Genomic DNA, 22,846 nt, shown 5'->3' with positions numbered 1-22,846 from the left:
TATTTCCCATTCCCCAACCACTACCCATCCAGTTTCGTTGCTGTACCCAGATCGGAGTTAATGAAGGTTCTGATCCTGGATTTTTTGCGTTCTTCTACGGACTGGTCTTCCTCTTGCTTTTCCAAATGCTTTTTTCGGGGATTATACTTGATAACTTTTCCGTGTTCATCCCGTTCTGGCCGCTTTACAATGCAGGCTTTCACCACAGACTCGAGGCCATAATGGTTGCGGACTTTATCCATTGCCTGATACAAATCATATTCTTCTTCAGAGGTGTGATATAAACCAATCTGTTCAAAGCCACTTACCAGATGAGAGAGTCGAACGCCAATCAGGCGCAACAACATCCGTTTCGAATAAAGCTTTTTGAACAAATCATGTGCTTTATTAATGAGCAGAGAATCTAGTGCGGTATAAGGAATCCGGGCTTGTTGAGTTACCGTTTCAAAATTTGAATACCGAATGGTTACCGTAATACAGGAGGTTAGTTTTTGCTGGCTCCGAAGATCATAAGTTAAATTGGTGACCATTCCACTTAGTATGGCTTTCATTTTTGAAATATCCATACTGTCGCTTTCGAAGGTTGTTTGTGTACCGATCGATTTTCTCTCGCGATAGGGCACCACTGGAGAAAGATCGATTCCATTGGCTTTTTGCCAGATTCCTAAACCATGCTGACCAAGAATTTTAAACATCAGTTCTTGAGGGATCTCGGCTAATGTCTGCACTTTCCGTACCCCCATTTCACTTAGTTTTTTATGCGTGGCATCACCAATTCCAGGTATCTTATGAACGGCCAAAGGATTCAGGAAAGGCCTCACATCGGGAAAAGGAAGTTCCATTTCTCCGTTTGGCTTACATTCATTGGTTACAATTTTGGAGACGGTTTTGTTTACAGATAAACCAAAGGAAATGGGCAAGCCGGTTTCCCTGATAATGGTCTGCCGGAGTTCGGAAGCAAACTTCATACAGCCAAAAAATTTATCCATCCCCGTCATATCAATATAATGTTCATCAATACTAGCCTTTTCAAACAAGGGAACACGCTCAGAAATAATCTCCGTAATCTCATGAGAAGCCCTTGAATAATCATCCATATTTCCCCGTACAAAAATTGCCTGCGGACAAAGCTGCTTAGCCATTCTGCCTGGCATCGCTGCATGTACACCAAACTTCCGTGCTTCATAACTGCAAGAGGTAACCACTCCCCGGTCAGTACTGCCTCCTACAATAACAGGCTTTCCAATCAGCTTTGGATTCTTTTTCAATTCTACCGATACAAAAAAAGCATCCTGATCCATATGAATAATCTGTTTATCCTTGTCCGTCATCTCCTCATCAGTTTAAATTTTACAATACCATCTCAAACAAAATTACTAATATATTTAGTTTAAATAACTTATAAACGATTTGAATTACTAACAAAATACTAACATTTTTAGTTTAAATGATATTTAGTATATTCCATAGATAGAATGAGTCAGCGGTATTATATTAAAGTCGCTGCACAAAAAATGCGCAGATAGGACTACCAGCGCATTAAAAGAATTATTTAGAAGATGAATGACCTGATGGGATGGTTATTGTTTAACGATTTTAAATTCTGTACGCCTGTTGAGTTGATGGTCGGCCTCGTTACAAATTATTCCGTTAGCACATGAATTGATTAACTGTGTTTCGCCATAGCCTTTGGCTTCGATCCGGTTTTTATTTATACCCTTGGAAATAATGTAATCCACTGCAGATTCAGCACGCTTTTGTGATAACCTTAAATTAAAGGCATCATTACCGCGGCTATCGGTATGTGAGTCAATTTCGATCCATATGGTTGGATTGTCTTTCATCACTTTAACAAGAGCGTCCAGCTCAATGGCTGCATCAGCACGGATATTCCACTGATCAAAATCATAATAAATATTTTCTAACCTGATTCCTTTGTTCAGCTCTATTGGCTCCAGATACAAATCCTGATCAATCGTGCTTGTCTGGCCTGAATTAATGTTATTGAGGTTTACGGCATCCGTACGAAAATTAGTGGCCTCTGCCGATACCGTATATGCTGATCTGGCAGATAAACTAAATTTATATTCCCCATGATCACCTGTTTCTACTTTTGAACTTCCACCATTAATTTTCGCCAAGGTAACCAACGCCCCGGTAATAGGTTGTTTACTTTTTCGGTCATAAACCTTTCCGGTTAGCTCAATGGTGTGAACAGACTTCAAATCAAGCAAATAAATGTCGTCGTTACCCATTCCATTCGAACGGTTTGACGACAGATGTGCTACCCCATTCTTTTCATCTAAACTAAAGGCAAAATCATCTTGCGGCGAGTTAAAAGGATAGCCCAGATTTTCAACCTGCCAGTCACCTGTACTATTCTTTACTGCATAGAAAATATCCAGACCGCCCATTCCCACATAGCCATCACTTGCAAAATGCAAATTGCTCCCGGCAGCAACAGGGCTACGTTCATTACCCGCCGTATTAATTTGCTCCAGGTTAATTGGGCTCTCCCATTTGCCCTCATCATTTTTCAAACAAACATAAATGTCTGTTCCGCCTTTTCCGCCAGGTTTGGTTGAAGAAAAATACAGACTTGTACCATCGCCGGAAATAAAAGGATCGCCAACAGAATATTCGTTTATGGAGTTGTAGGCAAAGGCAACTGGTGCTCCCCAATTGCCATCAGTATCCTTCACGCTGCTGTAGATAGACACATTTACGGTACTGGGTTTATTGCTTACCCGCTTTAAGGATTCCGGAATTTTGGTCATCGTGAAGTACATCGTATTTCCATCAGCTGTAAAAGTGGCTGAACCAACATGATAACTAACGCCGGTTTGCAGGGGAAACAATTTTAAGCTATCCGTAGAAGAAGCCTTAAGATACAATTTCAGATAACCATTACCCGTCCAGCCATAAATCTTTTGATCGGGCATTCTTGTGCCATCAAATCTTAAAAAAGGAGACTGTTCTGTTGGCCCGGAACTAAATGTAGTTCGATCTGATGTAAATACAGTGGAACCATTGTATTCAACTGAACCCCAATCAGATTGCGGGCTATTTAGTTCTTTCTGATTAATTATCTCAATTTGTTTGGGCCGCTTCATCCATTTCAAAGCCGAATCACAAGAAGCCAGCCAAATATTTGCCTGTTTTTTTGAAATATCTTTACCTGCACCAATATAGATTTTATATTGTGCTTTGGCTTCCCTGTATTTTGAATTGCTTTGAAGTGCCTTCGCATAACCCAGTATATTATCAGGATTGCTCCCAGGCATTTTTGCAGCGATGGCATACCAGCTTTCGGCCTGTTTATAATTATTCATAATGGCATATGCTGTGGACAGGCGCTCCGCTGTATACAAACTTTCTTTTTTTCTAAAGGCCTGCTCATAGAGGTCTATAGCCTTCGCGTAATTAAACAACTCGAACTGATGATCTGCGGCTTTTAATATGTATTGGGCTTTTACCGAACCCGATAAAGCCAGCATGCAACAGGCGGCAAAACATATTCTTTGTAGTTTTTTGTTCATTATAATAGCTGAATAATTCCTTTAATAATCAAATTCATTAAAATACCCTCGGCGTGGCCAACCTGATGTTTGGTTTGATAAAGGAATAAGCAATTGATATTTCATGTGTGCCACCGCTGTAGCCTTGTAAAGCACCAATGGAAAAATCATAGCCATAGCCAATCCTCAACCTTTCTGAAGGAAAGATCTGAATGGATGCAACTGCTGAATTTCGCTGACTGAGGTCTTTTTGAAGATAGCTTTTGTCATAAATTTTTACGCCTGTACGATAAGAACCTCCTACCCATAAAACTTCTTTAATCATCAAAAATGCATTCAGATCTAAACTGGTAGGCCCTCCCCGGTCGTCTTTAAGTAAAAATGACGGTTTGATCTGAAAATTTTCAGAAAGTGGGAATAATGCACCGGCAGTTAAATAGTAATGTGGTTTGGGTTGTGGAATAAAAGCATAACGGTCTATATTAATATAAGTGGCAATCAGGTTATCTGCAGAAAAACCTGCATAATAGCGATCATTGGCAAAATATACTCCGGCTCTCGCATCAGGAATAATTGTGCTTTGTACACCAATTGGCTGAAAGGGTTCAGGATTGTTTGGGTTAAGCATAGATCCGTCAATCCCCAACTGCACCATACCAACTCCTAAACCAAGTGCCAGTCTTGAGCTTCCATCATCATTCATCCTTATGCGGTAAGCATAATTACCATAAATGCCCAGATGGGTTTGTGCGCCGAGCTTATCGCTGGACACCTGAAGAGCTAGCCCGACATTACCATTGTTCGCACTGGCATCTACTGCTAACGACATACTGTGTGGCGCTCCGGTAATGCCCGTCCACTGACTGCGGTAAAAGCTATGTACATTGAGTACTTCTTTATAACCAGCATAAGCAGGGTTGATATAAATTCCGTTAAACATATATTGGCTGTATTGCGCATCCTGCTGGGCAGCCGAGCGTTGCGACAGCAATAGAACAGAACAGCCGATAAATAGTATTATTTTTTTCATCATCTCAATATCTTTAAGAGCAGTAATCTTGCTAAAAGGATCACCTCTTGAAAGTCATTTTCTAGTTTTTAAACGCCCTGATTAATGTAATGTATCCCTTAAATACTTCCACTTCACCACTTCCGGTTTTTCTAACACGCAGTAAGTAATAATAAGTACCTTCATTTAAGCCTTCGCCTGTCCAGTTGTTCTGATATCCCTTTGCGTGGAAGACTTCGTTACCCCAGCGATTAATAATTTGCAGTTCATTTGTTTGATATTGGTTTAGACCATTAATTTCAAAGGCATCATTGATACCATCACCATTGGGCGTAAACAGGTTTGGAATTTTAACTTCTGTAAAACTGACTGTAATTACGACTGAAGCTATATTGGTATAGTATCCATTGGCATCTTTCACCCTGTAGGTAAAGGTATCACTACCGGTAAAGCCTGTATTAGGTATAAAGGTTACTGTACCATCTGCATTTACAACGAGGCGGCCATTTTTAGGCTGAATCTCAATTTCTATACTTGATTTTACAAAAGTCGAACTTCCGGCATCATCATTTAACAGGATGTTAATTGTTATCGGTGCATTTGCCGTACTTACCCCAGTATCATCAACTGCTTTTGGCGATTTAGGGAAACTGATAACGGTAGGCACATCATTGTTTTCCTGTGTACCGGAAATATCGCTCACATTGCCTCCTCCAGCTGTTTTAGCGTTTACGCTTGCCATGTTGGTTACCGCACCCAGATCTTTATCTGCCTGCGTAATGGTATAAACGGCTACCTCATTTACCGATGCGCCCGGAACCAGGCCGCCTGCAATCGTGATCGTTTTATTATCAATCCCTAGCTTGCTATCGGTTAAGGTTACACTGTTTAAGGTTAGTGCTCCTGTATTCTTGATAAAAAATGTATATGTGATTTGATTGCCGTTTAACACAGCTGTTTTAACTAAGGCGATAGCACTGCTGGCGGATATATTCGCTGGGATTACGGTTACCGGAATAGTAACGGAAGCAATACCACCTTTACCATCACTCACTGTAACGGTAAATGAATCTGCGCCGGTATATCCTGTTGCTGGCGTATAGACATAGGTGCCGTTACTCAGCACTACCGTTCCGTGAGCTGGTGCAACCTGAATATTAAACGTCAGTACGTCGCCATCTATATCGGATGCCGTAATGACTCCATTAAAAGGTGTATTTTCAGTCGTGGTAATTCCAGGAGCGCTCACAACAGGCGCCCGGTTATCTCTAATATTAACTATGGCAGGTATTGTAATTGCTGTAATGCGTGGATTATCAGTAGCGCCCATCATGGTTAAAATGACTGTCTCATTTCCTTCATTAAGGTTATCATCCAGCACAGGTACATTTAAGGTTACTGATGATACACCTGCCGGGATAATCACTGAAGAACCTATCGAGGTATAATCTAATCCAGATGTTGCTGTCCCTGATACGACAAAGCCTATTTTAGTATCGGTTGTAGAAACCTGACTAAGCGTAAAGGTAAATTGCCCGGGAGTTGATGGTTCTGCGCCATCCCTTGTTCCGGTTACGATAACCGTTCCGGTTGTTCCGTCAATGATATTGATGGTTGCAGTTGTGGGAAGAACCACCAGTGCCGGATTATTTGAAGTGGTTAAGGTTGCGATTACGGTTTCGTTTCCTTCAATTAACCCATCTCCAAGCACTGGAATCTGAATCACGCCTGTAGTTTCACCCGCTGGGATCGTTACTGTTCTAACCGCGATAGTGTAATCTTCTCCTTCTTTCGCTGTGCCACTTAAAGTATAATTGATTAAGGTATTATTAGTAGAGGGTTTGCTTAACCTAACTATAAATGTTCCATTGATCAAACCATTTTCGTTCCCGTCATTCCCTGCCGTGATGGTGGCAACAATGGGGCGGTTATCAAGAATGGTAGTCTGCACAGCTGTATTTCCAAGAGTAGCCGGTCCACTTAGGTTTTGAATGGTTATGGTATAATTTTCGTCATCTTCAGTTATGCCATCATCATTAATAATCAGCGGAAAAGTAATGGTACTACCTGGCTGCCCTAAAATCGTACCTGCAGGAAATGTAAGTGTTTGTGAGGTGAAGGTATAATCAGAAGAATTTGTAGTTCCATTAGTAATTCCGGTAACCACGGAAACCGGCGATGCCAGAACTGTACCTGCTGATCCGGAAAGGGACACCGTATAATTAACAGATCCTGCATTTTCATTTACAGAAGCGGGACCCGATAATACCACTGTAGGATAAATTACGACTTTTACAAATATTGGATCACTCACCACGCCGTCTGCTGTAGTGAGGGTATAAGTATAAGTATCTGTTCCGGTATAGCCGCCGGTCGGGGTGTAGGTTACTTTTCCTCCGGCATCAACAGTTGTTGAGCCATGAGTCCCATTGGTAGCATTAACTGTACTATTGATAGCCGTTGCTCCGTCATTTGCCTTTACCTCAGTAATAACCGGTGTGTTCGCCAATGTTGTAACATCGTCTGTAACGCCAACAGGCCTAACTTCAATAGTGAAGGTTTGCACCTGACTTTGATCAATTCCACCGTTTTCAGTACCTCCATTATCATGAATAGCTATCGAAACAGTTGCCCTGCCTGCAACATTGCCTGATGGTGTAAAGGTTAAGCTCCCATTTGATAACACAGCTGGCTGAACACTGAATAAGGCATTGTTATTATTGCTGATGATAAAATCAACAGCCTGTAATGATTCATTTGCCGGGCCGATACCGATTCCTGTAGCCCATCCTGTTACGGTTTGCATACCCGAATTTGCATTAACCAACTGATTGCTACCTTTTATAAATGCAGGCATGTCATTTACAGGAATTACAGTAATATTAACGGTTACCAGTGACGTGCCGCATACCTTATCGTTTACCAAGACCGTAAAGGAATCAGTTCCGTTATAATTCAATCCCGGCGTATAACTATATATACCTGTCTCAGAAACCGTAACTGTTCCATAAACCGGATCGGTGGCCTTCGTATAAATCAGATTATCCCCGTCAGGGTCTGTCGTGGTTGCACTCCCTGTTAAAACAACATCTTCATTGGTAGTTACCGTATAGGTATTTGCAGATGGCTTATTGGTAACCCCAATTGTTGCGTTACCGTTCATTAACTGTATACAAGCTGGCGTATTGGAACCCGAGGCTACTATGGTATAGATACCAGCCACTGTTTGATTACCAAATGAAATGGCAGCGCCACTCCCCGGAACCGGATTACCCATATTAACGCCTGCAATCTGCATTTGATAACTAACGCCCGCCTGTGAGTTGGATAAACCAACCACCACGCCAGAAGTGCCTGCACAATAAGTACCTCCGCCAGTAACATTGTAAATATCTGGTAAAGCATTAATTGTAATCTGAACAACTCCGCTTACCGTTGGGATAGCACAACTTCCTGAAGTTACCTGCCTGCGGAAATAGGTAGTTGAAGTAAGCACACCAGGGTCGTAAGAAATCTGAGTGGCGTCATTAATATTTGTAAAAATTAAGTTATCCGAACTAGATTGCCATTGATAATTGTAATTACCTGATCCATCAATTGGCACCGTACCTGTTATTATTTCTGGATCGCCACTTTCACAAAAGGCTGCAACGGCAGGTGCAGTAATGATATTATTACTTAATACGGATTGTATGGTAATGGTTAATACATTTGTTACCACACCATCACATCCAATTCCCGTAGCACTATCCAACCTTCTGAAATAGGTGGTTTGACCTACAGTGGGCGCATCATAGCTAGCTGAATTCGCACCTGAAATATCTGTAAAGTCAGCTGTTGCACTCGTGGTAGAGGATTGCCATTGATAGCTATAGCTACCAGATCCACCTGATGGGGCCGATTCAGTAAAGGGTACTGGATCTCCTGTTGTACAAAATGTCTGATTTCCGGAGATCGTTCCCGCTGTGAGTGCAGGAGTTATGGTAACTACGATCGGAACTTTATCACTTTCACAACTTCCATTGGTTTGGGTAACATAATAGGTGGTATTACCTACTATTGATGTTCCGGGAATTGGAGCATTGATGCTCGAGGTTCCGTTTATATCCGTATACCACAATAAAGTTTCACCCGTAGGTGGATTAGATACAGAGGAAACCAATGATGATGCAGTGGCACCCTGGCAATACATCACCGGGCTTTTAACTATTATTGGGTTCACTGGCGTGGAAAGCCTGGTGGCACTCGTATTATTTGATGTATTTTCAGGTGGTTCGATATCATTAGAAGCACTTGCCGTATTATAGTTCCTATAGGCAATTTTTGCTTCGTCGATATAATTCCCAGTGCCAGTTAGCGTGTAGGTGATCGGGAAATTATAGTACTTACTGCCTTGAACATCTATCGGTTGATTACTGATATAGGTTACTGTAGATCCAGATTGTGAAATGTCCCATCCTGCACTTGAACCTGCAGTAAAGGCGTATCCGGATGGAATAGTTTTCGTAATCACCAAATGGTTACCAATTGCGGTATTGGATAAATTTTCCATCGGCCTGTTGCCGATATTGCCAGCCCTCATGGTAAAAGTTGTGGTAGTATTACCAGCAGTATTCAGACAATAACGATCAGCTGTTTTATCAATGATAGCATCGGTGCCCGTTGCCTGCACAGGAATACTCGCAACTGATGTATTATTATTTAAATCCTCGTCCTGGATATCGGTGGTGGTAATATTGACCGTATTGTTAAGCACATTACCAGCAGGTATTGTATTAAGCGATCCTGAAATTACAATTTTTGCAGATGCCTTTGCCTCAATGTCAAAACTACCGGTAATCCGGCCGCTTGTATTCAGGCTGGCAGGTGTAAAGTTAGCACTTATAAATCCGGTTGGGGTAATACTGTTAATGGTAAATGCACCATTAGCTAATGGATTGCCGATCGCATCAGTTAGCTGATCATTAAATTGCACATTGGTTAATGGGGCATTGGTATCATTAACAACATCCAATGTGTAAGTTACCGCGTTATTTTCACCTGCCTGAAGAATATCACGGTTTGCGCGTTTCACAACCCTGATGTTACCAGGCGTAGTTACCAGTAAATTACGGATCTCATGATAGTTGAAAGCGCCACCGCTCGATGCGGCGAAGCCCATTTTCAGTGTTGCCGGCGGCACATCAGGAGATAAATAATTAATCAGTTCTACAAATGGACCTTCTGCAGATTTTTCCATTCTTACCACTACTCTGTACTGCCCTGCTTCCGGCTTTATTTCAATTTGTACTCTTCTGAAGAATTGTTCATCGGTAGGCCTAACATCAGAAAATGAATTTTCGGGTCCCGTACCAAGGTTATAATCGATTTCATTTCTTAGCCTGATATCCCCAATTGTACCACTTCTATTGCCTAAACTTACTCCAGTTAAAAATCTGTTGGTTGGTAATATTCCAGCAGCGGTTTCTTCTGTTCTGTTTGAGGTGGTAATCCCCCTTACCACAACAGCATTAGCCGTTTCACTCGTACCGAATCCGCCATTCCTACCTTCAATAGCATTTCCGTAGTTACCGAAGGCATCCAGGCCAACACTGATATAGCCCCCGGCTAAACCATCGAGAACAGGGGGCGTTGATTGAATATTGGGGGCATAACCTAAGGATCCCCCAAAACCACCCAGACGAAATGGCTGGGTAGCATCAAACAAGAATACAGCAATACCATCTCCACCGTTGTAGTTATTTTCATTATTTGCAGCATTACGCCACATCTTATATTCAAAGTCGATTAATACGCCCAATGTAGAAGGAAAGGATTTATCTACATAGGCATATCCTCTTTGATTAACCGTTGAATTTGTTAAACGTAACCATCCGGCACCTAGCGGATCAGTTATTCCAGAAGTTAAAATTGCTGTACCATCTATTCCGCCAGGTCCACCGATGATCACTTGTGGTGAGCCAGATCCTCTAAAGTTTTCCGAAATGGTGAACTGTGAAAACACTGGCGTAGCCTGCGAAATAAAAAAAAATAAAATCAAAGTGAATTTTATAAAACAATTAACAAACTTCTTTGTCTTATAATTGTTAAACATAAAACTTTGATATACTTGAACAAGTAAGCTTAGTAAAGTTTTAGACATACGGGGACATAACGCTTCAATGCAGCAATAAGGATGAATTGATTAATAATAGTTTTCAGGTACAGTTTATACCTTAGCTTTATTGTCAAAAGAAAAGAACAACGGTCTTTTGAACGCTTAAATCTTCATTCATCAATAAGGCAACAAATATCGGAAATGAACTTCAGTTCTTCTTTTCTACCGTCTAATTAAACACACAAAAAAATATTTTATTGACAATTATCAATTCATTTTCTAGAGAAATCTGGAATACCCAAACTTTGTGTAACGAATAATTAGGCTTTTGGTATTTACCGATAAGAAATCTATGTAGTGAAGACGCAATTACACTACGACAAGAAAAACTAATTACTTGTGATAAAGGTATAATATTACCAGTTATATAGTAGACAAAAGTTAAATCGTTACAACTTACGTTTAAATAAAAATATCAGAATATTTAGAATAGACATGGTTGTTAAATATCAATCTAACCAGACATTTAACTTAAAAAATTCAGTTAACGAGTAAAAACGTAAAATTTTTTAAAACACCTATAACATTTGAAATGCCTTACCGGAACAAAAGGCATAAGCACCTTAAAGACAAAACCTCTCGGAACCCGGGAAGTCTCTGGATTTTTACAAGACGGGCATGTAGGACACACCTTTGGCGGTTGAATAATTACATTGGAAGACATAAATAACAGGGAGTTTGATGGCTTGAACAAAAATATTCATAATCATTGTAAAATCAAATAGTTATGAATAAAAATGCTCTTTATAGCTAAATAAAAATGGCAATAACATCATCATATTAAATTCCTATTTACAATGATGTTATTTATAAAAAACTTTTAATTGTTTAAGCTTGTTATTATTAAAACCATTGGAAAACAGTATAAAAAAAATGAAAATGAGTAAGGAAAAAGACAACAGCAAAGATAAAACCAAAGGAACAGCTAAGGAAAAAGCATCTTTTGACCAAAATGGACAAGGCGCATCAGAAAAATATGGAGCAGCTGGATCTACCCCAAACGAATCTGCAGACGAAGATGGTATTGGTACAGCAAAGAAGCAAACAAAAAAATAGAAAGAGTATAACTCTTTCTATTTTTCGTAAATGCTCATTTTCTCAGCAAGTTCGATTATACTTTTGATCTTTAATTTTTGGAATAACCTAAGCTTATATGTACTAACTGTACCCATTTGCAACTTAAGCTGGTTTGAAATTTCCAAAACACCAATTCCTTTAGTTAATAGTTCTGCAACTTCCAACTCTCTCCCTGATAGTTTTGTGAAAGGATTATCTGCATCATTTCCTAAAATACTGTTAAACATATTTTCTTTAACATTTCTGCTCGAATAGCGACTACCAGCCAATATTGTTGTAATTGCAGTTACAATTTCAGATTCTTCTGCATTTTTAGTCAAATACCCTGAAGCTCCGGATTTTAAATAAGGAACAGCATAGATGTTCTCATTCAGAGAGGAGAAAACCAATATCTTAGCAGCTGGCTGAACTGATTTGATTTGATCAATCACTTTCAGATTATTGCCACCAGGCAAATTCACATCGATGATAATTAAGTTAGGTGCTTTTTCGGCTTCAACTAAAGCCTGTTCTAGCGTAGAGGCGTTAATAATTTCTACTCCAGTCCAGAAATCAGAAATTAAGTTTTTTAAACCCCGGCGGATGATTTCATGATCATCAGCAATTAGTACAGTGAAGGTACTTGCAGTATTCTTAGGTTTCATTGTGTATAAATAAGGATATAAATATTAACAAAGTTATCAATTTTATCGTAATTCGTAGTCTATTCATTTCAAAAAAAGACTACTTTTTTAATCTCACAAATGTAGACATTATTATACAATTTTGCTCATTTTTACACATTTTTGAAAAAAAAATTGTTTAAGCTTACATCATGTTCGTCTAATAAACGTGCAAGCTATAAAATTCTTGCCTAGTTTTACTAAATCGTTATACGTAGGTTAAAAAAACTACTAAATCGATTAATTTATGGGCAATATAAAACAATGTTATTATAATATGGAGCACTAAATTAAGATCATTAATTAGTGTTACAGAAACGTTAAGCCTGCGTGGCTCGCCTTGGCATAGATTTACTGAATTTAATCAATTATTAGTACAAATTCATTAAAGAGCATTTATTAAAAAGAGGATAAAGCGCTCATAATGAGATACATAAATGACTACACCAGTATTAACGGCTTTGTAAATTTACATGAACTTTTAAGGATTTATTAATCAAAAGCATTCTTTATAACAGCTACTTTCAAATTTATCTTCCATATGAGCCCCTAATCAGTAGTGTTTACTAATCAATGCTTACGAGATAAAATAAAATTACATTAATATGTTATTCAAAATGAGATAGAATAGGATAAGCTATTGCAAACCTTAAAAAATGTTTTAAATGAATTAGGGTAGGTAATTATGATAATACCTTAATATACAGCAGGTGATATCAAGAAATTCCATAAATGTTAAATGCGTGCCCTGATTCTACTTAAAGTCTCTAATCTAATGGCTAAAAAAGAGGCAATATATTTTAAGGAAACCCGGTTAGTCAAATCAGGAAATGAAACTAAAAATCTCTTATATCTTTTTTCTGCAGATGATATCCTGCACAGATAAGCTCGTTCCTCTGCCGATTGATAATAGAGTTCCATTATTTTACGACCGACAATATTTGCTTCGGGATAATTTTCAAAAAGATATTCTGTAAGTACGTGTGGAATGGCAATCAAATCCACATCTTCCAACGCTTGTAAATGTTCTTCAGAATGGCCGTCTAACCAAAGATTCCGGATTGTTCCAACAATCTCATTCTCTTTGGCAATCCACGTGGTAATCTCAGTATTACCATCTTTAACAAATCCCCTTACAATGCCTTTAACTATCAGAAAAAGATGTTTATTGGGGTCTACAGGAGAAATGATAAGTTTATTTTTTTTAAAGCTTATCGGGAAAGTATGCTGATTGATACGCTGTTCGATATCCTCATTGAGCGGATGAAATTTTTTAAAAATTGAAATAAATGGCGAAAAATTATTGAATTTTTTCCATCTATCCTCCTCAGATAAATTAACGGCGATCATTTATAAACAACTAATATGGTGGTAATAGCATTGATTAAACTGCAATTACCAGATATAAAATCAACACTACATCAAAGAAAAGATTTTTTTATTGACATTTCTCAAGGTTTACCAATTTTAAAGAATCTTTTCTACTCCTAATCCGAATAATGCAAAATCATATTTAACCGGATCATTGGTATCGAATTGTTTTAAATGTTGCGTAAGTTCCACAGCAGTAAGCCAATCCGTTTGTTTTCTGTTAATTAGTCCCAGTAAACGTCCTACCCTATCTACATGAACATCGCAGGGGCAAATTAAATCAGCTGGCTGAAGCGTATTCCAGATGCCGAAGTCTACACCATTATTATCTTTCCTCACCATCCACCTCAAAAACATATTTAAGCGTTTGCAGGTGGACTTTTGCGTTGGTGAAGAAATATGCTTTTTTGTACGATGCGGGAAATCTTCCAGAGAAAAAAAATAAGCCCTGAAATAATTTAATGAATCTTCAATAGAAATACTTGTTTTGGTCGTATCTACAGCTGTAGTTGGTAATAACTCATCAGATAAAATGGAATACTTGGGTACAAACGCATGTTCCAGGCTATCAAAAGTTTGATAATGAGACTTGAAAAAAGACACAAAATAAAGTAAATCGGTATCGTTAAACGTTCTGTGTTTAAAGTTTAATAATCCTCTCAAATCATCATCACTGTGATGGATCATAAATTCATAGGGCGAGTTATCCATCCGCCCAAGTAATTCCTTGCACTTATTAATAATGGTTTTTCGCTGTCCCCAGGCTAAAATTGCAGCAAAAAAGCCCGCTATTTCAATATCTTGTTTTTTGGTAAAAAGATGCGGGATGCAAACCGGATCGTTCGAAATAAAATCAAGTTGATTATACTGTGCAACTTTTTGATCAAGAAAATTTTTTAGCTCTAAAAATTGCATCAGCTTATGGATAAACAATAGCGCAGGAAAGTATTTAATAGAATAGAAGAATAAAAAGGCACATCACTCATGCCCCATTAAAAAAGGAGATCAATTATCTTTTCAACATAGTACCAGAAAAGAAAATCGGGCAGATGAAATCACCTGCCCGAAATTTTATGCCAGCGCATTTCCAAGATCTTCCAGAAGATCTTCAATATCTTCTACTCCAACACTTAAGCGAAGTAAATTATCTGTCACACCAACTTTTTCTCGTTCTTCTTTGGGAATTGAACCGTGAGTCATAGTAGCTGGGTGGTTAATTAGAGATTCTACCCCTCCAAGAGATTCTGCCAATGTAAAAACCTTAAAGTTCGAAGAGATTCTGAATGTCTCCTGCAAATCAGCACCTTTGAGTGTAATGGAAATCATTCCTCCAAAACCACGCATTTGTTTTTTAGCAATATCATGATTAGGATGATCTTCAAAACCTGGCCAGTAAATCTTATCTACCTTAGGGTGATTTTTAAGGAAGTGTGCAATTCGCTCGCCATTTTCACAATGCGCTTTCATGCGCAGGTGAAGTGTTTTAATTCCCCTCAAAACCAGGAAAGAATCTTGCGGACCAGGTGTTGCACCACAAGCATTATAGATAAACCAAAGATCTTTGTACAATTGTTCATCACTCGTAACCAAAGCACCCATTACAACATCAGAGTGACCGCCAATATATTTGGTTACCGAATGCATCACGATGTCAGCGCCTAAATCAATAGGATTTTGTAAGTAGGGTGATGCGAAAGTATTATCAACGGTTAAAATAAGATTTTTCTCTTTAGTAATTTTAGCTACGCCTTCAATATCGATGATTTGCATCGTTGGATTTGTAGGTGTCTCAATCCAAACCAATTTTGTTTTATCATTTATATAAGGCAACATATTTTCTGGTTTAGAAAGATCCAGAAAGTGGAATTTAATACCGTATTTAGAAAAGATCTTTGTGAAAATCCGATAAGAACCTCCATATAAATCATTCCCGGTAATTACTTCATCACCAGGAGAAAGTAGTTTCAGCACAGCATCTGTAGCACCCATTCCGCTGGAAAAGGCTAAACCATATTTAGCATTTTCTAATGCAGCCAAACAATCTTCGAGGGCTTTACGTGTTGGATTTGTTCCTCTGGAATATTCATAACCTTTGTTATCTCCCGGCGTTTTTTGCCAGTAAGTGGAAGTTTGATATATTGGTGTCATTACTGCACCGGTTGTTGGATCAGGCTCCTGGCCTGCATGTATTGCTTTTGTTCCGAATTTCATTTCTTAAATAGATATGAGATGATAGATTTGGGCTGATCAGTTTTAACAATAATCAGCCCATTTATTTATTATAAATTGAGTATTAAGTAATGACTCTTAACGCTCTTTAATACATTAGAAAGAGACTAAAGACTCCGAACTCATGACTCCAGACTCCTTCTAATACGCTCTTGCGAACAATACCCTTTGGATAGATGGCTTGCCGGAGTGAATACAAATCCCATCTTCCAGTTTATTATCTAAGGGAATACAGCGAATAGTGGCTTTAGTTTCTTCCTTAATTTTCTGTTCTGTTTCAGGTGTACCATCCCAGTGAGCAGAAATAAAACCTGCTTTAGTATCTAACAAATCTTTAAATTCCTGGTAAGAGTTTGCTTCAGTAATGTGCGCGTCTCTATAAGCCAGTGCTTTGTTAAACATGCAGGTTTGAATATCTTCTAGTAGTTTTACAATGTAAATATCAAGTCCTTCCTGAGGAACAGTTTGTTTTAACTTTGTATCTCTTCGGGCAATTTCGACAGTTTTATTTTCCAGGTCTCTGCCCCCGATGGCAATACGGATGGGCACACCTTTCAGTTCATAATCGGCAAATTTAAATCCCGGACGTTGTGTGTCGCGGTTATCGTATTTCACAGAAACGCCTAACCCTTTCAAACGCATCGTTAGTTCATTAACATAACCTGTTATTTTACCTAAATCTTCATCACTTTTATAAATTGGAACAATTACGACCTGGGTTGGCGCTAATTTTGGTGGAATAATTAAACCAGAATCATCACTATGGGCCATGATCAAAGCGCCCATTAAACGTGTAGATACACCCCATGATGATGCCCAAACGTAATCAAGCTTACCATCTCTACCGGTGAACTTTACATCAAATGCTTTTGCAAAATTTTGTCCTAAAAAGTGTGAGGTTCCAGCTTGCAAGGCCTTACCATCCTGCATAAGTGCCTCAATACAATAGGTATCTAGCGCACCCGCGAATCTTTCATTTGGTGATTTCCTGCCTCTGATTACCGGCAACGCCAACCAGTTTTCTGCAAAATCGGCATAGATATGCAACATACGTTCAGTTTCTTCTATGGCCTCTTGTGCGGTTGCATGGGCAGTATGCCCTTCCTGCCATAAAAATTCTGCAGTACGTAAGAACAGACGGGTTCTCATTTCCCAACGCACTACGTTCGCCCATTGATTAATTAAGATTGGAAGATCGCGGTAAGACTGAATCCAACCTTTATAGGTATTCCAGATAATGGTTTCAGATGTTGGACGTACGATTAACTCTTCCTCTAATTTGGCGGTTTCATCGACAACAATGTTGCCATTACCATCATTTTTTAATCGATAATGTGTCACAACTGCACATTCTGTAGCAAAACCCTCTACGTGGGAGGCTTCCTTAGAAAAAAATGACTTAGGAATGAACAATGGAAAATATGCGTTACTGTGACCTGTATCCTTAAACATTTTATCAAGCACAGCCTGCATATTTTCCCATATTGCATAGCCATTGGGCTTAATAACCATACATCCCCTAACTGCCGAGTGTTCAGCAAGGTCGGCCTTTATTACGATATCATTATACCACTGTGAATAATCTGCTTCTCTACTTGTAATTTCTTTGCTCATGTTATGTATTTGGAACGTAATTTGTGTGTTAAATAATGTGAAATTAGATCACAAATTTATAAATTTATGCCTACAAAACGATTATCAACTGCTGGCATTTACGATATCTTAGTAATTGAGTGAAATTATTGCCTTTAGCGTTCGTTAAATTAATAAGTAAAACACACACAACTAAATATAAGCACAATGAAACCAATTAAAATTTTTCCCATTGTTATGATTGCCGCCGCAGGACTGGTGGCATCATGCTCGACATCGAAATTGGCCACAACCAGTCAAAATGATGATGTTTATAATTCTGTGGCAAAGGCCAGAGAGGTGGAGATAATCCCTCAACAACAATACGCACAAAGCCAAAACCAGGATCAAGGTCAGGATCAGGATGGTTACGATGAATATTACGGAACCAGTAATCCTTATTATGACATGGATTATTCATCCAGGATCAATCGTTTTTCTAACGGCACTAGCTGGCGTGGATATTATGATCCTTACTATGACAACTTTTCTTATGGCAATTCTTACGGCGCCACCAATTATTTAGGTTATGGTGGTTTGGGCTGGAGTAGTGGTTATGGATTAGGTGGCTGGGGCGGTGGTTTCGGTTTAGGATTTGGTTACGGTAGCATGTGGAATAATCCTTTTTACTATGGTAACATGGGCTTTGGATGGAACAACTTTGGTTGGAATAATTGGGGACCTTATTCTTATTACGATCGCTTCGGTTGGGGCGGCGGTGGTTTCGGCGGAGGCTGGGGCTATGGCGGCGGATTCTACGGTGGCGGCGTTTATTCAGGAAACAATAACTACAGAGCAAGACCAGGAAACACCCTAAACAGCAGGGGTTACGGTAATAATGGAAGTACAAATACTGGCAGACCAACCAGATCTGGTGTAGCGCCTCAAAACGGTAACAACAGACAGGGATATTCGCCTAATTATAATGCAGGCAGACCAACAAGAAGTCAGGTTAATGGCGATGGAAGACAATCTGGAGGATATTCAAGACCAGATGCAAATTCTAGCAGACCAGGCAGAAACGAGAATTATGCACCTCAACCTCAGAGACAAGAAACCAGACCAACCTACTCAGCTCCTCCAGCAAGTAGAGGCAGTAGCGGAGGTGGTTCCTTCGGCGGCGGAGGCGGTGGTGGTAGACCATCAAGAGCGGGAAGAGGTTAATATTAGCAACACAAACAACAAATGAAAAGATACATTTTAGCATCTATAGTGGCTACAGTAGCTTCTGTAGGTTCATTGCACGCACAAAGTTATGCTCCCGATGCATTCCGTTTTTCTCAAACCAATTATGGTAGTAGCGCCCGTTTCAAAGGAATGGGTGGTGCACAAATTGGTGTAGGTGGCGATATCAGTTCCATTAGTGCTAACCCAGCGGGTTTAGGATTATTTACGAAATCGGAATTCAGTATTACACCTGAATTCAATTCTGTTGATAATAATAGCGCTTTCTTAGGAACCAATACAAAAGCCAGTAAAAGCCAAATTAATTTAAATAATTTAGGAGTTGTATTCTATAGCCCCGCAGCCAAAATGAAAGGCTCGGATGTAAATAAAGGTTTGGTGAGTACCGTTTTCGGCGTCAGTTATACCAGAAACAATGATTTTCTAGGCAATATTGCTTACAATGGTGTTAATAACAACAATTCAATCAGAAATGCCTACGTCGATCAGGCGAATGATGTTGGTGTTGATAGAACTATTGCTGGTGATGCTTACAATAGCTACTTAATTAATTATGGCGCACCGGGATTTACAAATAGCTATTCTGCGGCTCCTTTTGGAAACAACAACTTTAACCAAAACTGGGTTGAAAATAGATCTGGTTCTACTTCGGAGTTTAATGTGGCAGGTGCTTTGAATTTTTCAAATAAATTATATTTAGGTGCAACAGCTAGTTTTGTAAATGTTAGATATACTAGCGATGCCGTTTTTACAGAATCTGGAATTACAAACGTCTTTGATGAAAAGCTAAATAGTTTCAATGGAAACGAAAATTATAATTTAACACAATTGAGAAATCAGGAGACAAAAGGTGGAGGTTTTAATCTTAAACTGGGTTTGATCTACAGACCGACCAGTGACTTGCGAATTGGTTTGAATTTTCAAACACCAACTTGGATGAATCTTCAGGATAATACCGCTGAAACATTGCAGGCGAATTTAGCCGGAAATGCCACTAACGGTGCTGATTCATATAATAATGCCCCTCAGTACTATACTTTCACCTACAATTTACGTACGCCGCTAAAAGCGTCAGCTGGTTTAAGTTATGTAATTGGTGGAATGGCTTTAATTTCTGCTGATGTTGATTATATTGATTATTCTTCTATCCGCTTTTCTGCTGATAACGGATCTGATTTAAATTCGATAAGCGTAAACAATCGCGATATTAAAAATAATTATAAAGAAGCAGTAAATTACAGAGTTGGAGCGGAGGTTAAAGTTACTCCGGAAATCAGCTTAAGAGGTGGTTACGGATTAAATGGAAATGGTATTAAAGGTGGCGATAAATCTTTTTATCAAGGTCAGTATTATACCGGAGGTATTGGTTACCGTGTAAATAATTACTATTTCGATGTAGCTTATCAAAACTATAAGACCAATTATAATTCATCACCATACGAGCTTTATGATTTCTCAGAACCTGTTGCTGATGTAAAAAGCACCAGAGATAATGTTTACTTAACTTTCGGAGTAAGATTTTAAGTTAAAAATTTTTAATAAAAGAGCCTTTGATTTAAAAACCAAAGGCTCTTTTTATTTTGCAACCACATTTATCTCCTTTTCCCCATAAGCCACGCCTTCCGAAGTGATGCCTTGTACAATGATTTTGAATTTCCCTTTAACATCTCCTGTATTAAAAAGTAACTTAGTGCTACCCGATTGATTAAGCATTACCTGGTAGTTCCAGTACACCGTTGGGAAACTAATCGGTTCGTCCATATTGGAAACATCAGACATATAAAACTCTTTAGCCAGGCTAATGCCTTTTAAAATCTTTAAATTTGGCTTATCATCAACTTCGGTACAACCAGCGTATATAATTGTGCCTCCACCGGATTTTACATAACGTTGCCCTTTTATTGGTTTTACATTATCCCCATCCATCCAATGGTTTACGCAATTAAAAATTTTGTAACGGCATACATAATCGCCACATCTGTTAGATCCACGATCAGCAAAATGGATAAGTTCATCTTTTTTAGATTTAATTACTACCTCTTTTAACTTAATACCATTATTCACATTTATCGATGGATTTAAATCGTTCAGCTGTGTTGATTCATTTTTTTGAGTACTAAATATTTGATTTTTCAATTTTCCTTTAACTTCATGAAAAGGATCATTCAAATGGATGGTATAATCCGCATAATTTTTATCACCAATGTTTAACCAAACTCTACCCCTATCTGCGGATAATAGATCGTCAGCTGATAAACTGAACTTTCCAGTACTATCGGTTTGAATTGCATTAATATTGGAGGCGCCAAAAGTATTCAATACAAGCGGCAACTTTAGTGGCTTATTTCTTTTCAAAACCTGACCACTATATTCTAGAGATGAAAATTTCGGACTTTCGTCAGGAAGTTTTTCTGTCGGCCACCGGTACCTCCTCCATCCTTTTACCAGCAAGATATTATTCAGGTAGTTAATGTCATTATACTTCAAATTAGATTGGTGAGGAGGCAGATCAGTTAGTAACTTCTGAAAGAAATAAAAATCGGTTATGTTTTGATTGTTATTAATTGACAATCGATTCGCCTGAACACAACTCACAGAAACTAACCCTTGCAATAATCTATCCTGTTTTCCAAAAGCGCGAAGATCAACCTCAACCGAATCCCGGGTAGTATAATTTTCTTTCTCTGAAGTTACCGAAATACGGTTAATCTTATTATAGTGTGCAAAAAAGATTCGCTCAGCAATGGGCTTGTATTCCTCATTTAATACCGTAACCGCATACAGACCAATCGGTAGGGAATCAAGTTTAAACCGCATATTTTGAGGTCGGTTAGCCAGCAGCTTAAAGCTAGACTTTAATAAAATGTTTAAAAAATCATGAACTACCACGTAAACTTGTTGCTGATGATTACTTTCTATCTGTGTTTTTAATTCATGATTTGAAATTGCAGATCCTAGTCTGAGTGCCAAACCATGATCTTGGACTGTAGGTAAATCATATTGCTGCGTTTTACTTTGCGCGCCGAATACTTTGACATAATAATGTTTGCCCTGATCTGGTCTAAAAAGAAAACGTCCAATACCCTGTGGGTTGGTACTAATTGTATCAAGAATTTCATCATCTCCATATAAAACAACTTTACCCTGAACTGCATTTCCGTTCTTAGATTTGAGTTCAAGGCCAACTTCATTTGTTAGGCCATTTACGAGATGTCCACCTGCTGGGTAAAAATTAAGTGAATACTGCTTTTCATCTTTTGCTGGCAAGTCAAAATTTACATAGCGAATAAGATTATCTTTTTTAATAGAGATTCTAAGCAACTTGTTTTCCTTCGTAATTTGTTCAGCCGGGTAATTGATCATCAGTTCACCAATCACACTGCTCTTTGCTTTACCGATGCTGATAGTTTGGTCAGCATTGCCAATCTGATAACTGATCTCGGCGTTTTCTACAAAACGATTATTACCAGATAAAATTTGCAACAACACGGTTCCATTTTTTGTTTGTTCATCGAAAGTTTTAACAATAGAAACGTTGGCAATTAAGGGATTACTTGTAGTCGATTTTATCGTAATTTGTTGCGAAAACGCGCCATCAAACTGATCGTTAATCTTAATGTTAGTATGGGCAACAAACCGATATTCGCCACTTGGGAGCGAATCAGGCAGCACTAAACTTCCGAAAGCAATACCTTCCTTGATAAGGAACTTTTCCGCTAAAACGATGGAAGTATCTGCGTTGTTAATTAATGATAAATAAAGCGTATGATATCGATCAGCTTCCGCTATGGTATTAAGCAAATAGCCTGTAAACCAAACCTGATCATTATTGGTGTAGATATTTTTGTCAAAATGAATAAACAGACTTGACCGAGGTGTATTCAGGTTATATCGCTGCAGGTTGTAAGCTACACTATCCAGCTCCTGGTTTTGTGCCAGCACAAAACCACTACAAAAAAGAAAGCAACAAATAGAAATGAATTTTGAAAGCATAATGGGTAGTATG

Annotated in this window: 13 protein-coding genes; 3 read left to right on the top strand and 10 right to left on the bottom strand. The window is 38.6% G+C overall.

Going from position 1 to position 22,846, the window contains the following annotated elements:
• Positions 1-20: 20 nt before the first annotated feature.
• From dinB to SOM16_RS06830, 4 genes are all read right to left on the bottom strand, one after another.
• The gene (gene dinB, locus SOM16_RS06845) at positions 21-1,331 is read right to left on the bottom strand and encodes a DNA polymerase IV (protein ID WP_320463250.1); all 1,311 of its coding nucleotides are present in this window, start codon (positions 1,329-1,331) and stop codon (positions 21-23) included.
• Positions 1,332-1,580: 249 nt separating this feature from the next.
• Positions 1,581-3,539 (bottom strand): OmpA family protein, encoded by a 1,959-nt coding sequence (locus SOM16_RS06840; RefSeq protein ID WP_320463249.1) that lies wholly within the window; start codon positions 3,537-3,539, stop codon positions 1,581-1,583.
• 37 nt (positions 3,540-3,576) lie between these two features.
• Entirely contained in the window at positions 3,577-4,551 is a 975-nt protein-coding gene (locus SOM16_RS06835; RefSeq protein ID WP_320463248.1) for a type IX secretion system membrane protein PorP/SprF, read from the bottom strand.
• A gap of 58 nt (positions 4,552-4,609) precedes the next feature.
• A complete protein-coding gene (locus tag SOM16_RS06830) occupies positions 4,610-10,567 on the bottom strand; it encodes an Ig-like domain-containing protein (protein ID WP_320463247.1) in 5,958 nt (1,985 codons plus the stop codon).
• Between the two features lie 996 nt (positions 10,568-11,563).
• Here SOM16_RS06830 and SOM16_RS06825 point away from each other — a divergent pair.
• Positions 11,564-11,740 carry a hypothetical protein gene (locus tag SOM16_RS06825; RefSeq protein ID WP_320463246.1) on the top strand — a complete coding sequence of 59 codons (177 nt, stop codon included), beginning with the start codon at positions 11,564-11,566 and terminating at the stop codon, positions 11,738-11,740.
• 17 nt (positions 11,741-11,757) lie between these two features.
• Here the strand turns inward: SOM16_RS06825 and SOM16_RS06820 are convergent, their stop codons facing one another.
• From SOM16_RS06820 to proS, 5 genes are all read right to left on the bottom strand, one after another.
• Complete coding sequence (locus tag SOM16_RS06820) at positions 11,758-12,405, bottom strand: response regulator transcription factor (protein WP_320463245.1); 648 nt, start codon at positions 12,403-12,405, stop codon at positions 11,758-11,760.
• A 753-nt stretch (positions 12,406-13,158) separates the two neighbouring features.
• On the bottom strand, positions 13,159-13,773 hold the full coding sequence (locus SOM16_RS06815) for a Crp/Fnr family transcriptional regulator (RefSeq protein WP_320463244.1): 615 nt from the start codon (positions 13,771-13,773) through the stop codon (positions 13,159-13,161).
• A gap of 117 nt (positions 13,774-13,890) precedes the next feature.
• On the bottom strand, positions 13,891-14,709 hold the full coding sequence (locus SOM16_RS06810) for a TIGR02757 family protein (RefSeq protein ID WP_320463243.1): 819 nt from the start codon (positions 14,707-14,709) through the stop codon (positions 13,891-13,893).
• 156 nt (positions 14,710-14,865) lie between these two features.
• The gene (locus tag SOM16_RS06805; protein WP_320463242.1) at positions 14,866-16,005 is read right to left on the bottom strand and encodes a cystathionine gamma-synthase; all 1,140 of its coding nucleotides are present in this window, start codon (positions 16,003-16,005) and stop codon (positions 14,866-14,868) included.
• Between the two features lie 159 nt (positions 16,006-16,164).
• Complete coding sequence (gene proS / locus SOM16_RS06800) at positions 16,165-17,637, bottom strand: proline--tRNA ligase (protein WP_320463241.1); 1,473 nt, start codon at positions 17,635-17,637, stop codon at positions 16,165-16,167.
• Between the two features lie 186 nt (positions 17,638-17,823).
• Here proS and SOM16_RS06795 point away from each other — a divergent pair, with 186 nt between their 5' ends.
• Complete coding sequence (locus SOM16_RS06795) at positions 17,824-18,819, top strand: hypothetical protein (protein ID WP_320463240.1); 996 nt, start codon at positions 17,824-17,826, stop codon at positions 18,817-18,819.
• A 21-nt stretch (positions 18,820-18,840) separates the two neighbouring features.
• Entirely contained in the window at positions 18,841-20,364 is a 1,524-nt protein-coding gene (locus tag SOM16_RS06790; RefSeq protein WP_320463239.1) for an outer membrane protein transport protein, read from the top strand.
• Between the two features lie 51 nt (positions 20,365-20,415).
• Here SOM16_RS06790 and SOM16_RS06785 read toward each other — a convergent pair whose 3' ends face one another.
• The gene (locus tag SOM16_RS06785; protein ID WP_320463238.1) at positions 20,416-22,833 is read right to left on the bottom strand and encodes a hypothetical protein; all 2,418 of its coding nucleotides are present in this window, start codon (positions 22,831-22,833) and stop codon (positions 20,416-20,418) included.
• Between the last annotated feature and the right edge of the window lie 13 nt (positions 22,834-22,846).

Origin of the sequence: Pedobacter sp. CFBP9032 (assembly GCF_034045265.1) — a bacterium.
Lineage (GTDB): Bacteria > Bacteroidota > Bacteroidia > Sphingobacteriales > Sphingobacteriaceae > Pedobacter.
The sequence above is the reverse complement of the archived record's forward strand: the minus strand, read 5'-3'. Positions and strand labels throughout refer to the sequence as shown.

Bases quoted from the DNA above. Each gene is read 5' to 3' on its own strand.
- proS (WP_320463241.1), bottom strand. From the start codon at position 17,637: ATGAGCAAAGAAATTACAAGTAGAGAAGCAGATTATTCACAGTGGTAT.
- SOM16_RS06785 (WP_320463238.1), bottom strand. From the start codon at position 22,833: ATGCTTTCAAAATTCATTTCTATTTGTTGCTTTCTTTTTTGTAGTGGT.
- SOM16_RS06810 (WP_320463243.1), bottom strand. From the start codon at position 14,709: ATGCAATTTTTAGAGCTAAAAAATTTTCTTGATCAAAAAGTTGCACAG.
- SOM16_RS06790 (WP_320463239.1), top strand. From the start codon at position 18,841: ATGAAAAGATACATTTTAGCATCTATAGTGGCTACAGTAGCTTCTGTA.
- SOM16_RS06825 (WP_320463246.1), top strand. From the start codon at position 11,564: ATGAGTAAGGAAAAAGACAACAGCAAAGATAAAACCAAAGGAACAGCT.
- SOM16_RS06815 (WP_320463244.1), bottom strand. From the start codon at position 13,773: ATGATCGCCGTTAATTTATCTGAGGAGGATAGATGGAAAAAATTCAAT.
- SOM16_RS06835 (WP_320463248.1), bottom strand. From the start codon at position 4,551: ATGATGAAAAAAATAATACTATTTATCGGCTGTTCTGTTCTATTGCTG.
- SOM16_RS06795 (WP_320463240.1), top strand. From the start codon at position 17,824: ATGAAACCAATTAAAATTTTTCCCATTGTTATGATTGCCGCCGCAGGA.
- dinB (WP_320463250.1), bottom strand. From the start codon at position 1,331: ATGACGGACAAGGATAAACAGATTATTCATATGGATCAGGATGCTTTT.
- SOM16_RS06840 (WP_320463249.1), bottom strand. From the start codon at position 3,539: ATGAACAAAAAACTACAAAGAATATGTTTTGCCGCCTGTTGCATGCTG.
- SOM16_RS06805 (WP_320463242.1), bottom strand. From the start codon at position 16,005: ATGAAATTCGGAACAAAAGCAATACATGCAGGCCAGGAGCCTGATCCA.
- SOM16_RS06820 (WP_320463245.1), bottom strand. From the start codon at position 12,405: ATGAAACCTAAGAATACTGCAAGTACCTTCACTGTACTAATTGCTGAT.